At 50.5% G+C, this 13,493-nt stretch carries 15 protein-coding genes, 2 tRNA genes and 1 pseudogene; 10 read left to right on the forward strand and 8 right to left on the reverse strand.

The features are described 5' to 3' along the window. Positions 1-28: 28 nt before the first annotated feature. The 7 genes and pseudogenes from F822_RS00900 to F822_RS00920 all read left to right on the forward strand — a co-directional run bounded on the left by F822_RS00900 (position 29) and on the right by F822_RS00920 (position 2,591). Positions 29-103: transfer RNA gene (locus tag F822_RS00900), tRNA-Gly, on the forward strand. A gap of 137 nt (positions 104-240) precedes the next feature. Next, positions 241-314 (forward strand) — tRNA-Cys (locus F822_RS00905). 78 nt (positions 315-392) lie between these two features. Further along, positions 393-710 (forward strand): annotated as a pseudogene (locus F822_RS15965) (hypothetical protein); the annotation flags it as partial. A 33-nt stretch (positions 711-743) separates the two neighbouring features. Then, a complete protein-coding gene (locus tag F822_RS15685) occupies positions 744-947 on the forward strand; it encodes a hypothetical protein (RefSeq protein WP_025039796.1) in 204 nt (67 codons plus the stop codon). Positions 948-994: 47 nt separating this feature from the next. Then, entirely contained in the window at positions 995-1,297 is a 303-nt protein-coding gene (locus F822_RS15690) for a Fic family protein (protein ID WP_231623612.1), read from the forward strand. Positions 1,298-1,330: 33 nt separating this feature from the next. Continuing rightward, positions 1,331-1,483: a Fic family protein gene (locus F822_RS15695; protein ID WP_231623537.1), complete on the forward strand. Its 153-nt coding sequence runs from the start codon at positions 1,331-1,333 to the stop codon at positions 1,481-1,483. Between the two features lie 673 nt (positions 1,484-2,156). Beyond that, positions 2,157-2,591, forward strand: a complete 435-nt coding sequence (locus tag F822_RS00920; RefSeq protein WP_025039794.1) for a hypothetical protein — start codon at positions 2,157-2,159, stop codon at positions 2,589-2,591. A gap of 85 nt (positions 2,592-2,676) precedes the next feature. On the opposite strand, the gene F822_RS00925 is transcribed toward F822_RS00920, so the two are convergent. Genes F822_RS00925 through F822_RS00940 form a run of 4 tightly spaced genes read right to left on the reverse strand, consistent with a single transcriptional unit; the run spans position 2,677 to position 6,074 of the window. Continuing rightward, the gene (locus tag F822_RS00925; RefSeq protein ID WP_156304308.1) at positions 2,677-3,207 is read right to left on the reverse strand and encodes a hypothetical protein; all 531 of its coding nucleotides are present in this window, start codon (positions 3,205-3,207) and stop codon (positions 2,677-2,679) included. Positions 3,208-3,239: 32 nt separating this feature from the next. Then, positions 3,240-4,166: an MlaD family protein gene (locus F822_RS00930; RefSeq protein ID WP_025039792.1), complete on the reverse strand. Its 927-nt coding sequence runs from the start codon at positions 4,164-4,166 to the stop codon at positions 3,240-3,242. Beyond that, positions 4,159-4,941: an ABC transporter ATP-binding protein gene (locus F822_RS00935; RefSeq protein WP_025039791.1), complete on the reverse strand. Its 783-nt coding sequence runs from the start codon at positions 4,939-4,941 to the stop codon at positions 4,159-4,161. The genes F822_RS00930 and F822_RS00935 overlap by 8 nt, the downstream gene beginning before the upstream one ends. After that, the gene (locus F822_RS00940; protein ID WP_025039790.1) at positions 4,938-6,074 is read right to left on the reverse strand and encodes an MlaE family ABC transporter permease; all 1,137 of its coding nucleotides are present in this window, start codon (positions 6,072-6,074) and stop codon (positions 4,938-4,940) included. Before F822_RS00940 ends, F822_RS00935 begins: the two co-directional genes overlap by 4 nt. Positions 6,075-6,740: 666 nt before the next feature. Here F822_RS00940 and F822_RS00945 point away from each other — a divergent pair. Both F822_RS00945 and F822_RS00950 read left to right on the forward strand, forming a co-directional pair. After that, positions 6,741-7,499 (forward strand): SDR family NAD(P)-dependent oxidoreductase, encoded by a 759-nt coding sequence (locus F822_RS00945; RefSeq protein ID WP_025039789.1) that lies wholly within the window; start codon positions 6,741-6,743, stop codon positions 7,497-7,499. Positions 7,500-7,948: 449 nt separating this feature from the next. Then, positions 7,949-8,224 carry a hypothetical protein gene (locus F822_RS00950; protein ID WP_025039788.1) on the forward strand — a complete coding sequence of 92 codons (276 nt, stop codon included), beginning with the start codon at positions 7,949-7,951 and terminating at the stop codon, positions 8,222-8,224. 208 nt (positions 8,225-8,432) lie between these two features. On the opposite strand, the gene F822_RS00955 is transcribed toward F822_RS00950, so the two are convergent. Beyond that, positions 8,433-8,939, reverse strand: coding sequence for a hypothetical protein (locus F822_RS00955; protein ID WP_025039787.1), 507 nt, complete (start codon positions 8,937-8,939; stop codon positions 8,433-8,435). A gap of 1,517 nt (positions 8,940-10,456) precedes the next feature. Between F822_RS00955 and F822_RS00960 the strand changes: the two genes are divergently transcribed. Further along, positions 10,457-10,906 carry a KGG domain-containing protein gene (locus F822_RS00960; protein ID WP_231623538.1) on the forward strand — a complete coding sequence of 150 codons (450 nt, stop codon included), beginning with the start codon at positions 10,457-10,459 and terminating at the stop codon, positions 10,904-10,906. A 299-nt stretch (positions 10,907-11,205) separates the two neighbouring features. Here the strand turns inward: F822_RS00960 and F822_RS00965 are convergent, their stop codons facing one another. The 3 genes from F822_RS00965 to F822_RS00975 all read right to left on the reverse strand — a co-directional run bounded on the left by F822_RS00965 (position 11,206) and on the right by F822_RS00975 (position 13,197). Continuing rightward, positions 11,206-12,069 carry a DUF72 domain-containing protein gene (locus tag F822_RS00965; RefSeq protein WP_025039785.1) on the reverse strand — a complete coding sequence of 288 codons (864 nt, stop codon included), beginning with the start codon at positions 12,067-12,069 and terminating at the stop codon, positions 11,206-11,208. A 4-nt stretch (positions 12,070-12,073) separates the two neighbouring features. After that, on the reverse strand, positions 12,074-12,424 hold the full coding sequence (locus F822_RS00970) for a cupin domain-containing protein (RefSeq protein WP_231623539.1): 351 nt from the start codon (positions 12,422-12,424) through the stop codon (positions 12,074-12,076). 143 nt (positions 12,425-12,567) lie between these two features. Further along, complete coding sequence (locus tag F822_RS00975; RefSeq protein ID WP_025039783.1) at positions 12,568-13,197, reverse strand: UdgX family uracil-DNA binding protein; 630 nt, start codon at positions 13,195-13,197, stop codon at positions 12,568-12,570. Between the last annotated feature and the right edge of the window lie 296 nt (positions 13,198-13,493).

Below are 13,493 nucleotides of genomic sequence, written 5' to 3' on the forward strand. Positions count from 1 at the left end.
CATCCTTATAATGCCAGATTGTTTTTTTGCGGGAATAGCTCAGTGGTAGAGCACAACCTTGCCAAGGTTGGGGTCGCGAGTTCGAGCCTCGTTTCCCGCTCCAGTCAGTGGGAAAATGGATTCATCTGCATGAGGCATCGTTTGCATATTCCGCGCCCTTGCTGAAATCCGTTTTCCCTTTTTAGTTTTCCCTATCGCACTGCAACGGTGCAACGTAACCAATTCACGTTACGCAGCAATGGCGGGGTGGCAGAGTGGTCATGCAGCGGCCTGCAAAGCCGTGGACGCCGGTTCGATTCCGACCCCCGCCTCCAATTAAATCATGAATTTAGGTGATGACGGAGAAAAAAGTTTTTCGCTATTTTTAGAACTTTTTCGCCAAAAATGCAAAATACGATTTCAGTCGAGGCGAAGTCCTCAATCGATTGGGAGTGCCCCTTAACCGGGCAGCGTTTCAGCGCATCGCAGATAGCGGCGTGGAACGAGAAGCGCGAGTTGGTGAGGCTTCAATGCGTCGCGGAATACTCATCCAATCCCTTATATCAAGCAGCGGCGGCTCACGATCCGAAATATTGGAACAAGTTCTCAACCGGTCAAGTGCACTTGTACGGCGAGGCCACTTAGAAGGCATATTCTCCCGACACAAAGAAAAATCAGCATCCAAACAGGCCACCAAAACAAGGTGGCCTTGTGTCTTATTTCTAAGATGAGGAGTATTTTAATATTGAGTTCGAGTTGTGCTAATGAAGTTTGAAACCTTTAAAGCTGGGCAATGGCGCCAACGCTATCAATATAAAAGCTTTGAACCAGCACTCGTTAACCATGACTGGACATGGCAGGACCCAACTATTCATCTTTTATTGGAATCCGCCAATCGGGCTTTAGGAGAGCTCAACGCCTTTTCCCTCATCGTACCTGATGTGGACTTGTTCATTCAGATAACGTAGTTAAAGAAGCGCAGACGTCGAGCCGTATTGAGGGCACTCAGACAGGTATCGGCGAAGCCCTTCTATCAGAGGAACATATTCTCCCTGAAAAACGCAATGATTGGCACGAGGTTCATAACTACGTAAATGCAATTAATAAAGCTATTGCCGAGCTGGAGCAGCTGCCTTTGTCCAACCGTTTACTCAAGCAGACTCATGCGGTCTTGATGCAGGGCGTGCGCTGCGAGAACGAGCAGCCAGGTGAGTTCCGTAGTAGCCAAAACTGGATTGGGGGCTCAAGCTTAACTGATGCCGCCTTTGTCCCGCCTCATCATGAAGGTGTCCCGCACCTGATGGGCGATCTAGAATAGTTCTGGCACAATCAGCAAATTACAGTCCCGCATTTGATTCGTATCGCTATTAGCCATTATCAGTTTGAAACAATTCATCCCTTTTTAGACGGAAATGGCCGCATTGGGCGTCTGCTCGTTCCATTGTATCTAGTGGGGCACGGGTTATTAGCCAAACCCTCACTATATTTGTCGGATTTTTTTTGAACGTAACCGTGCTAGCTACTATGACGCGTTAATGGAGGTGCGTGTTGGTAACAATATAATTCATTGGGTCCGATTTTTTTTACAAGGCGTGACGGAAACTGCGTCCAGGGGGCGAGATGTGTTCCGGGAGGTACTAACTTTGCGTACAGAGGCCGAGCGGCGCGTTTTATCGTTAGATAGACGGATCCCAAATGCGCGCGCTGCCTTAGGTTTGCTTTACCGTCGCCCCATAATCACCGCAAAGGATTTGGAACGCGAGTTATCTATATCTAAACCCACGGCCCATGCACTTGTCTTAGATCTAGAGCGTCTAAACATTTTGAAGGAAACTACTGGGCAGATGCGAGATCGTCTCTACGTTTTTGATCGTTACCTTAAGCTTTTTTAAGTTAAGTAGAAACGCCTATCGTTAACTAACGTCGGCTAAATAAGCATTTATATGCAAGCTAGCAAACCCGCTTCGGCGGGTTTTTTATCGCCCCAACAAGAACCACAACCAACCGCCTCCGGGCGGTTTTTTCATTTCTAAAGGAAGCAAATGGCACAGCCAACTCAGCGTAGCTTAGGCGATATTCTTGCAGGGGATTCTGGTCAAATAATAGCTTGATCTGCTAAGAATATTGTAGCTACCTGCTGAGTGAGTCTTCATGTTAATTTTGACATGGAGGCGAACATGAAGAAGCGATTTAGTGAAGAGCAGATTATTGGTATTTTGCGTGAAGGCGAAGCAGATGGAGCGGTCATCCGCGACATTGCCGCAAGCACAATATTACGGAACAGACGGCGGGAGGCAACTGGAAACCCCATTCCCATGTCACTTCCAGGCTACCGATTGCTATGCGCGATGACTACGCCTCCAAGTTTTGCGACGGTCGTTCCACCGAAGACCGAGTATCAGCCGACGACCGCGGGACGCCATCTTCATGAACCCGTCGTGGCTCTGTATTGGTGGGCCATCGCCAATTCCGACTTTCTCGACGCCGTCCACGAGCGGCGGAAGTCCTGCGTGGGTGTGATTAAGTTTCGAGCTCATGCGGATGTTCAAAAAAGGGCAATTGGACATATGGAAATAGGGCCAATGTCTCACAGGAGAAATTCACCTGATTGAAAGGCAATTCGGTATCTGTAGCGCATAGTCAGTCCGATCAAGGGAAGAGTGCTGGTTTGTCAAGCCCCCTATTACACAAGTCGGGTCAAAGCTGCTGTGCAGCCCTCTCTGCATCGGACAAAGTCTCCAGCCAGGCTTGAATATCAGTTTTAGCCTGTTCGGTCAATGTGATGAAGCCCGCGATTGCCCCGGTCGCATCCGGTGAAGCAGTGTTTTGTGACAGATTAAACGAGCGGTTGGCGATCAGCCGATAGTCTCTCACTGCGAAGACGCTAACCATCAGGCTCATGACCACGCGCGCCTGATCCGATGTTTCAAATTGTTGTTCTAACTGCGTCAGATTTATCTGTACCGTGAACGGCCGTTTACCGTTTATAGCCAAGCGACGTTCCAATAAAACCGGGAACGGCGCTTCCCAGCGATCCAAATTGTAATAGCGGATGGCGGTTGCGTCTTCGTAAAGCAAGCGGTAGCGTATCCGCTCATCCCACAGCCAGACTGGCGCATCGAGCGTAACCGCGGCATCTTGCACGGTAGATGTTGCAATCGGACCCAGATCGTGACTTACCGGCAAGCCGTGGTTGGCACCGATGCTGCAACCGGAAACCGTTGCCATCAATGTTATCGCTATCAAGCCAAGTGATCGTTTCATTGCGATGCCTTGAAACCCGGCTCGCCGGGTGCTGGCGACAAGGGTTCGGCCCCCAGCAAAAACGCTTGCGGATCGGTTTCAAGCATGGTCGCCACGCGATCGAAACGATGTATGGTGGCCTGCATCTGCAGCATGAGGATATTGGCTCTCGGCATGGTTGTTTGCAGCAGTTGCTGACCTACGGAAGCGCCAGTTTGCATCAGGTCGCCCGATTGTTTGGAAAGCGCTGTCAGTTCTTGTCGCATTTGTCGGCTCAATTGCTTGAATTCATCGGTCAGTCCATTTACCTCGGACAGCGCCCGCCGCGCGTCCGCCGTTAACGCCGGCACTTGGGCCAAGGCTTTGTCGGCGCTGGTCTGCAATGTGCTGAACCGGCCCGTGGCGGCTTCGATATTGATCAGGATCTGTTTCATTTGCTGGACATTGTTTTTGTCGAGGAGCTGATTCAGCCTGAGTACGAGTTCATGGGTTTCTTTGACCGTATCTTCACCAGCAACCGACAATCGATCGATAAAGGAGGGCTTGATCGGAATGCGGGTGTCCGGAGAACCGCCGCTCGGCAGCGGTTCAGGATTGTCGCCGCTATCTTTGAGGGCTATTTGCGTCAATCCGGTCACGCCCTGAAGCTCCAATGTCGCATAAACGCCGCGGTTTAATCGCACCATGTCATCCACTTCCATTGGTACGACGATCACGCTGGGGTCATTTGTGTCGAAACGTACGGCGCTCACCTTGCCGACGTCGATGCCACGATAATAAACGATGGAACCGGCCTTGAGCCCGGTCACCGAGTCGCGGGTCATGGCCACATAGGTTTGCGTTTGACGCTCGACATCGCCGAGCCAGAAGATAATGATGACGATGCTGGCGATCAGCGCTGCCATGAACAATCCGGTCGCTAAAGCATAGCTGTCTTTACCCATGACCTGCCTCCAATGAACTGAATATCCGTTGTGCGCGATTGTTATGAAAGAATTCCCGGACAAAAGGATGATCGCAGGCGAGTACCTTATTCAGCGTGTCGAACGCGACCAGCCGATGTTCTGCCAATACCCCTATTTTGAGGCATAAATCCCGCAAAATATCCAAGTCGTGCGTGATCATGACCACTGTGAAATCAAGCTCTTGATGCAGTTGCCGCAACAAGGTGACGAAAGCCTCGCTGGCCAGGGGATCGAGTCCTGAAGTCGGCTCGTCCAACAATAATAATTCCGGCTCCAGAATCAGCGCCCGGGCCAAGGCTGCACGTTTGACCATGCCACCGGACAATTCGGACGGTTTGAGCATGGCGTCACGGGCATTCAGTCCTACCATCGCCAGCTTCATGTACACCATTTGCGAGACCAGTTCCTCGTCGTCGATATCCAGTTCCCGCAGCGGAAATGCGATATTGTCAAAAACGTTCAAAGCGCTGAACAATGCCCCGTTCTGAAATAATACGCCGGTATGATTGCGCCGCTGACTGCATTCGATAGCGCAAGCTTCCTGAACCGACTCACCCAATACTTTGAGGCTGCCCCGGCTGGGTGTTTCCAGACCAATTATTTCACGCAGCAAGGTGGTTTTACCGCTACCGGATGCACCCACCAGTCCGAGTATTTCGCCGTTTTCAAGACGAAAACTGATATCCCGATGAATCAATTGTTCGCCGAAATAAGTCCAAATGTGCTCAAGCTCCACGGCGCAAGATTTTTTCACGGAAACCCTACATTTTTGAATAGAATGGAAAATATGGCATCCATCACAATCACCACAGTGATTGTCGCTACTACGGAATGCGTGGTTTCATCTCCCAAACTCTCTGTGTTGGGCTTGATCAGAAAGCCGTAATAACAGGCGATCATGGCGATCATCATGCCAAACGTAACCCCCTTGGTTAGACCGATATAAAAATTAACGATGGGCACCGCCTTGGGCAGGTGATCGAGAAATTGCCGGTAACCGATATCCAGCGTCAATTGCGCCGAGACCATGCCGCCGATCAAGGCCATCGCATCGGTCCAGACGATCAGCAACGGCATGGCTATGGACAGCGCGATCACTTTCGGCACAACCAGCCGCAAGGAATGAGAAATACCCAACGCCGCCAAAGCGTCGAGCTCCTGAGTAACGCGCATGATGCCGATTTCGGCGGTCATGGCCGAACCGGAGCGGCCAGCGACCAGAATAGCCGTAAGCATCGGCCCCAGTTCCCGTATGATGCTGAGCCCGAGCAGGTCGATAATGTAAATTTCCGCGCCAAACCGTTGCAGTTGCAATGAAGACAGATAACTCATCGAAATGCCGACCAGGAAGCCGACCCACGCCGTAACACCCAGGGCGCTGACACCGGCCTTATAAATCGTTAACGAGATTTCCTTATAAGGTATGGCGTGGGGATGCCGAAACAAATAAACAAAATCAGCAGTCAACCTGCCGAACAAGGTCAGCCAGGCGCGCATGTGTTGATAAAATCCCTGAAGCGGCACCCGCCCATAGCGCAGCACCGTGGCAAAATCGGGTAGCATGGGATGGAGCGTCGGAACTCTACGATCGTGGCAGTATTTGAATAAGCGCCGCTGCTCCGGGCGCATGATCAGATCCGCCGGCAGTTTTTCGCCCCAGGCCTGCCAGAGCAGAAAAGCCGCGGCACTGTCCAGCCGTTCGATTCGGCTGATATCCCATTGTTTATCCATGTCAGCGGCGAGCTTTTTAATGGCCTGGCGAAGTGCCAGGTCTTTCGCTAGTGTGCGCAGAGTCCATGGCCCAACCAGCACAATCAGCTTGCCGCCGGATTCCTTCGGGAGTGTCACGATAGGCTTTTCTGTGTCGATAATCGCCTTATCAATCATAAAGAATGCTCTCTCTTGGTTACGGCAAAGTTGGTTGGTTTGGATGCCGCAAAGTGTCCCTGGGTCTCGCCTTCAAGGAGGCTGAAGTTTCGACTGATTATCTTCGGATGGATGATCCCACCGTTACTTCATGCGGAATTTCACGATCTGAATTCCAGCTCTTTTTTCTATTTGTAGAGTAGAAACAGAAAATTACAAGGTTGCGAGGCGTGACGAATTGGGGCAATAAGTTAACGATCTTATATTATTGATAAAGTAGGTTATCAAGGGTAAAAGGCACGTGCCACTAGGCTGGTCCCCGATCTTTGGAATACCGAGAATTAAATGTAAAAAATAATTCTTGTGCTATAAAAAGATCAGTTGCCCTTGGTGGTGCGTATGTTGGGTTTACCCTATGAACATAACTTTGGATGGGAGGCCGCTTGACCATCGCTCTTCTGTGATCTCAAATTAAGGATCAATCACCGCATAACCCACACAATTTCGGAGAATAATAATGTCCCAATAAGGGAGGGCGAGGCGCGCATCTCGGCGATCAGGGCTCGCCTCGTTCAAAAAATCGTTTCCCATGATGTTCTTTTGGAGTAAGTAGAGAGGAGGCGTCTATGAGCAACTACGCCAAATAAGCGGTCACTGCTCATGACCATAAAATGCGAGGAAATTTTTATGAACGGTTTACAGAACAAGGTTGCGGTAATTACCGGAGCAACGTCTGGAATCGGCTTGGCTACAGCCTTGAGACTTGCAGAAGAAGGAGTCAATTTAGTGTTGGCTGGACGCCGAGCAGACAGAGGTGCGGAAATTCAGGACCGCGTTGCGAAAAAAGGCATAAAAGCGATCTTCAAAGTCACGGATGTGACGCGTGAAGACAACCTCGTTGATTTATTCAGCCTGGTTGAAAAGGAGTTCGGGCAGCTGCATTTTGCTTTCAACAACGCTGGCGTCGAGTCAGACGCTTGCAGTATAGAAAAAGCGACTGGTGAGGAATACAACCGAGTCATGGATACCAACGTTAAAGGCGTATTGTTGTCGATAAAACACGAGGTGCCTTTGATACGCAAGGCTGACGGTGGAGTCATTGTGAATACAAGCTCGATCGCAGGACTGGTCGGACTCGCAGATTTCAGCATCTACGTTGCCAGCAAACATGCGGTGCTTGGCTTGACCAAATCAGCGGCTCTGGAATTAGCCAAGGACAACATTCGAGTCAATGCCGTTTCTCCAGCCGCAGTTGAAACAGAGATGCTTGATCGGTTCGTGGGCCATGATGATCAAATGAAAGCAGGCTTTGCAAAAATGCATCCACTCGGACGTGTTGGCAAGCCGGAAGAGATTGCTGCAGTGGTTGCGTTCTTATTTTCGGACGACGCTACATTCATAACTGGACAGTCTTTGACTGTTGATGGCGGCTATACAACTGCATAGCAAGCCAAAGGAGGATTCGTTACCGGGCTTTGTCGAGTTCAACGAGGAGCTGGATAATCCAGAACAAGGCGGATGCATGGCCTTCACGAAACGCGTAGCCGGTGCCGGCACGATCCGTAAGCATGACATAGGTCACGGAACCTCAGATCATCCTTTCATATCTCAGTCAGGGCGCGCCGGTAATATCTCGAAATCATCCAATGGCTGATCATGACGGGAACCATATCAGGCGAGAGCTTGAAATTGCTCGGTATTGGAACTGAACCGCCTCGGATGGGTTACCGATGGAAGACCAGAAGTTGAATGAACTGCGGTTGCTGTGGCGGGCGAGAATGGATCCGTTGAGGCTAGCCCGGTGGAAGTAGCGATGGTGGAGCGTGAAGAGGGTCTGATTAAGCAAGAATCGACACAGTATGTTAAAACACCTGAAACGAATCAGGAGAACAAAAATGCAGTTACTGTACAACCCGGATATATACCCGGATCAAATCCGGGAAATGATATTGCAATCGGGGGAAATCGGGATCGAGATCGCAAACCGGTGGATGATAGGGTGGCCAAAAAGGGTCGTGAATCTTCTGATCCAGGATATGTACGAGGAAGTGTTTCAGTACCAGCTTTTGCAGGAACAGGATGTGATAGCAAGAGCATCCAACCTGAGCCATTTCGCGCCAATGGAGATCATGGTAATGTCGGGCCTGAGTCTCGAACCGCCGGAAGTGTAGAAGGTATCTCTATCGCTGACGCCACACACACCCGGGACATCACAAGAACTTACCGAACTTCCCGGCACCCGTTCCCTGTAGAATCCTCATCAAGCGTCGTGCTGCCGCTAAACAAGGCGGTAGAGACTTGTCCAACGCTATCGTTCAAGCCAAGGAAAGTGATGGGAAATTGAATCGAAATATTACTGTTGAAGCGGTAGGTGGCAGGTCAAGATCTCAGTATTTTTATGAGTCTTAGCGGGACACCAATCTCTTTGGCCTTGCTTTCGACTGCAGTTGAAGTTCTACCTAGTTTTAGCGCGATTCGCCTCACCGGAACATTTTGCTCAGCGAGCGTTTGCAGGATTCTAATATCTTCGGTTGACCATGGACTGCCATGATTGCGGGACTGCTGTCTCCTATCACGCTGCCGTCTATCGCCTGTTCTTCGCTCAGATCCATATTGCGTAATTTCGTCAGGGACATCTTGCCTGCAAACCTCGGTTACAAGCTGTAGCGCTTGCTGCCGAATGGGATGCAATTCTTGGGAATCACCGTCTACAGCTAGAATTTCCAGTATCGCTGAAAGTTCCTGCCGGGCGCAGGGAGACAGCAAAGCCATAACACCCTCAAGAATGAAATGAGATCGCTTAAGTTCGCTGGACCAAAGGTCTGAAATTTTATTATTATCGAACTTAACGTCATCGCGTTGCCGCTTATCATCTTCGTTGCTCATGCTCTACCTTTCTAATGACTGGTCTTGTCATTCAGCCCCATTCAGCACTCCTATTATCGTTTCCATGCTCTTGATCACCAACTGGCATCGTTGCCCGTTGAGATCATCCGTGCGGATCATGGATTAAAACTGTTTCTGTAAGAGACCTGCGCGAGCAGTAACATCTTTCTGCATCAGCCTCCTGGGCTTGCGCGTCAGCCGACTGCTTTAAGTCTTTTCATTATCGCAATTGTGATACAAAAAGATATTGCATAGGCGATTGCAAATAATCGCATAAGCGATATTTCTATCCGATGTTTCAAAAACTGATGATAGAAATTGTATCCGCTGGCTGGACGCAGGTCGAGACTCCACCCTTTTTTAAAAAGGGCGCAGTGGCGCGCAGACAGACCTTAAGTCACGGGCTCCAAGCCTTTGCTTACTGCCGACGTTGCGGCCGGTGCCACGCTTATATTTCATACAGTGGACATGACCGAGACACAGCCTGGATCCTAATAAAAAAATACCGAAAGCCTCCTAACGTGCGAAACCGCACATATCTTTTGTCCACAAAGCGAGTAGGATTATTATGGCTTCGGAGACGATTTTTGATGCTTGAAGCCAGAACTTTTTATTTGTACTTAAGTCGAAAGTTGGCGGATGGTACGACGAGTTTCATTCGCGGATAGAGTTCTTTAACTGCAGGATGTTTCTGAAGGTGCTTGCTGACGAAAACCGGGAGAAGTGCACTGTGGTACTCGGCCGTCAAGTTGTCAACTCTTGAATCATCTTAATTTTTAAAGGAGGTTATCATGGAAATGGCAATTCTCATAGTAGGTATAGGTGCCGTTGCTGTTTGGTTCTTTATGACTAAGGACGGCGGACGGAAAGAATAAAACCCATTAGATACTTGAGTAGAGCTACTGAAAAAGGAATATTGTCTGATTACAACATACAGAATTCAGGGCTAATACTCAACGAGCCGGTGCTCATGTGACGCCTGTGCTGTCCGGCGCACCGGCTTCTTTTTAGGATATCTTGGTAGTGACCGGTAGTGGCTTAACCGGTAGTGGCTCAACCCTTAGGGTAGACTTCCCTGAGCCTTGGCAGACTCCCTCAAGCCTTGAGGCAGACCCTGCAGACCTAAAAAATCTCCTGATACTCCCCTTATCTCACGTCCTCCACGGCGCCAGGCTCATCCTCATGAATGTGGTCAAGCCGCAAGTAAGGATGGCAGCGAGGGTGGCAAAAACCGGCTCGGCATGTATACGCAGCGGTTATTGGCTGATCAACTGCTTGATCGGCAGATCGCCGCGGTTCGTGGCAGCTTAGCGTTCCCGAATTAGCCATATCTCATCCGATATCCACAGCTCAGGTTATGTATGCTTCCGAACAGAGTGAAGCGATTTTCCCTATTAGGATGCAGTCACTCTCTGTTGTGTTTAACTCGATTAACAGAGACAAGAACCCCGAAGACATTGGGTTTGAGGGATTGCATGTCAGAGGGAAACTTTTGAGATATCGATAATAGGAGATTCATGATGGCTTCAGATAAAGTAAAAAGTGACGACCGAAGCAGCGGCCGCGAAAGCAAGCGCGGTTTTGCTTCCATGGATGAAGCTAGACAACGCGAAATAGCCAGCCAGGGTGGTAAAGCCGCTCATGAAAAGGGTACCGCACACGAGTTTGATTCAGAAGAAGCTCGCGAAGCTGGCAGGAAGGGTGGCAAAGCGGCTCATGAGAAGGGCACGGCACACGAGTTTGATTCGGCGGAGGCTCGTGAAGCCGGCAGCAAAGGTGGCAAGGCGGCTCATGACAAGGGTACGGCGCATGAGTTTGATTCGAAGGAAGCTCGCGAAGCTGGCCGGAAAGGTGGAGAATCGCGTGGAAAAGGCAGCTCGGATGATAAGAGCTCCTCTCATTCAACCCGTGGTGGAACATCAGAGCAACATGCCAAAGCCGGTAGCCAAAGCCATAAAAATAAATAGTGGCCCAGCGTGATGAGGGTCAGTTTGTCTTTGCTCTTCAACTTTTATTGATGTGTAGTAGTCTCGACTACAGCTGCTACACATCAATATCGTTCTCCGGTGTCTTCTCGCGTCAGTTTCTTTTAGAGCAATTTCCTTGAGATCCGTTTTTTGATTTTGGAGAATATTTTTGTCTGCTCTTCTTCTATTTTTTGGAGCACCCCGCACAGTTACCCAGCGGATTGACTCCAGTCTGGAATGCCATCGGTTGAATTTGTACGATCAAATCATGGACGGCGAGTCAACTGTGGCTTTATTCCTTACAGTTTCGCCATCAGGGCCTTGGCATCAAACGGCGCCCTGACTTTGATATCATTATCAAAGTAGCAATAAACATCACGCGTATGAAGTTGTAACGAAGATTGCGCCGAGATGAGGTGCGCGTCGTCCGGCTGGGACCCGGCGCGCCAGGCGCGAATCCTCGCTGCCCAGCGTGCCAGCGCCTCATCGGTGTACCCGCTCGCATACAGTTCCTTGTCGCCGTGCAAGCGGAGATAGAGAAAATCCGCGGTAACGTCTTCCCGATAGGGCCATTTTCCGGCGGTGTCGGCAACGACGAATGCAATGTTGTGCTCGCGCAGCATTTGGATAAAGGATTCGTCGATGAAACTTTCGTGCCGAATCTCGATAGCGTGCCGAACGGTACGGGTGGCATCGACGGCCAGCCGTGCGCGACCTGTCATGCGGTGCTCACGACGGCGAGCAAGGCTCAGCGCCTGTTGGGTATCGTGCGGCAAAATCTCAAAAAAAAGTTTCATTCTTTCGGGATCGTAGCGAAAGCTTGGCGGGAACTGCCAGAGGATAGGTCCGAGTTTTTCTCGAAGGTTGAATAATCCGGAAGCAAAGAAGTTGGCGAGTGGGCCATGAACATCGCGGAGGCGTCGCACATGAGTAACGTAGCGCGGCCCCTTGACACTGAAGATGAAACCCGGAGGGGTGGCTTCATACCAATGCTGGAAGCTCTCCGGTTTCTGTAACGAGTAAAACGATCCGTTTATCTCTATGGTCGGCAGTGCTCTGGAAGCATATTCGAGCTCTCGATCCTGCGGAAGGCCAGAAGGATAGAAAACTCCTCGCCATGGCGGGTAGCGCCAACCGGAAATCCCGACAAATGTCCCGCTCACGGTACTAGGCGTCCTGCCCGCGCGGCAGTTCTTCACCGCTGATGGTATAAGCCGGCGGCACGTAGAAATTGAGCGTCCGCAGCAAGTCGTCACCGGTATTGCGGATTTCATGCTCATCGCCGCGCTCAATGAGCATGAGCACGCCTTGGCCCAGTCCTTGGCCCAGTTCATGGCGCTTGCCGTTTACTGTCGCAATACCGGTTCCCGACAGTACGTACAGCCATTGATCAGCGCCACGATGACGATTTTCCGGGCCGCCTTCCGCATCACCGGGCGGCAGAACCATCTCCGCTGCCTGAGAACCCTCGTTGCCAAAGACCACACGAAACCCCCTTTCGAATGTTAGGTTCTTCATTTTCATCTGCGCTTCCTGCGTCAAAGAAAAAATTGGACAGCCGGAAAGTGACACGGTTTCGCGCACTTTAGAGAAAGAGATCACGCCCCGCATACTCATCAGTATGCTGGATCAAACCCCCTGCACCTGATTCTGTTGGAATGTCAGCGCAGAAAAGGCCTTGCCAGTTTGAGGTCGTCGACAAAGCGGTCATATTCCTCATCCCTGTCTCGCTCGGGCACGCGCAACAAGAACGAGGGATGAACCGTAATCAGCAGCGATATACCTGGTGCATATTCATGTAGTTTTCCCCGATTAATCGTAATCGGTGTTGCGCGGCCCAGCAGTGAGCGTGTAGCTGTCGCACCCAATGCAATAAGAAGGCGAGGGGCGACCAGCTCGATTTCGCGCCTGAGCCACTCGTAACACGCGGCAATTTCTGCATCGGCGGGTTTTTTATGCATACGACGCTTCCCGCGAACCTCGAATTTGAAGTGCTTAACAGCGTTGGTAATATAAACATCTTCATGCGGTATCTCGACCGTTGCCAACGCTCGTGCCAGAAGCTGGCCGGCTGGACCCACGAACGGGTGGCCTGTCAGATCTTCCCGGTCGCCAGGCTGCTCGCCTACGAGCATGATCGATGCATGCGAAGGACCTTCGCCAAAAACGGTTTGGGTTGCATGCTCCCAAAGTGGGCAAGCGCGACAGTCCAATGCCGCTTTACGCAGGGCTTCGATTGTGTTACCCGCCCGCTCCGCGGGATGCAACGAATTTCCTGAAGTAGCCTTCATATAGCAGGGCCAGTGGCTTATAAATTTATTTGCCAGGAAATAACTTTATAGATCAAATAAATCTAAAAAGCTTATAGATTTTGGAGAAGGCAATAAAAAATGGTGGATTGGATTAAGCGATACCGCCGCTGCTGACATTGCCGATAGGCAAGATATAGGGGATATAGCAGGATTAAGATATAAGGCCGGATGAATCAGAGTTTGGACTGGAGGTAAAATACTATGAGCCCGGCACGCCGTCGTTACAGATAACCATGCTGAAGTAATGAATACAAGCGTTGTTCAAGCCCGGAACG

The organism is Nitrosospira briensis C-128 (genome assembly GCF_000619905.2).
GTDB lineage: Bacteria > Pseudomonadota > Gammaproteobacteria > Burkholderiales > Nitrosomonadaceae > Nitrosospira > Nitrosospira briensis.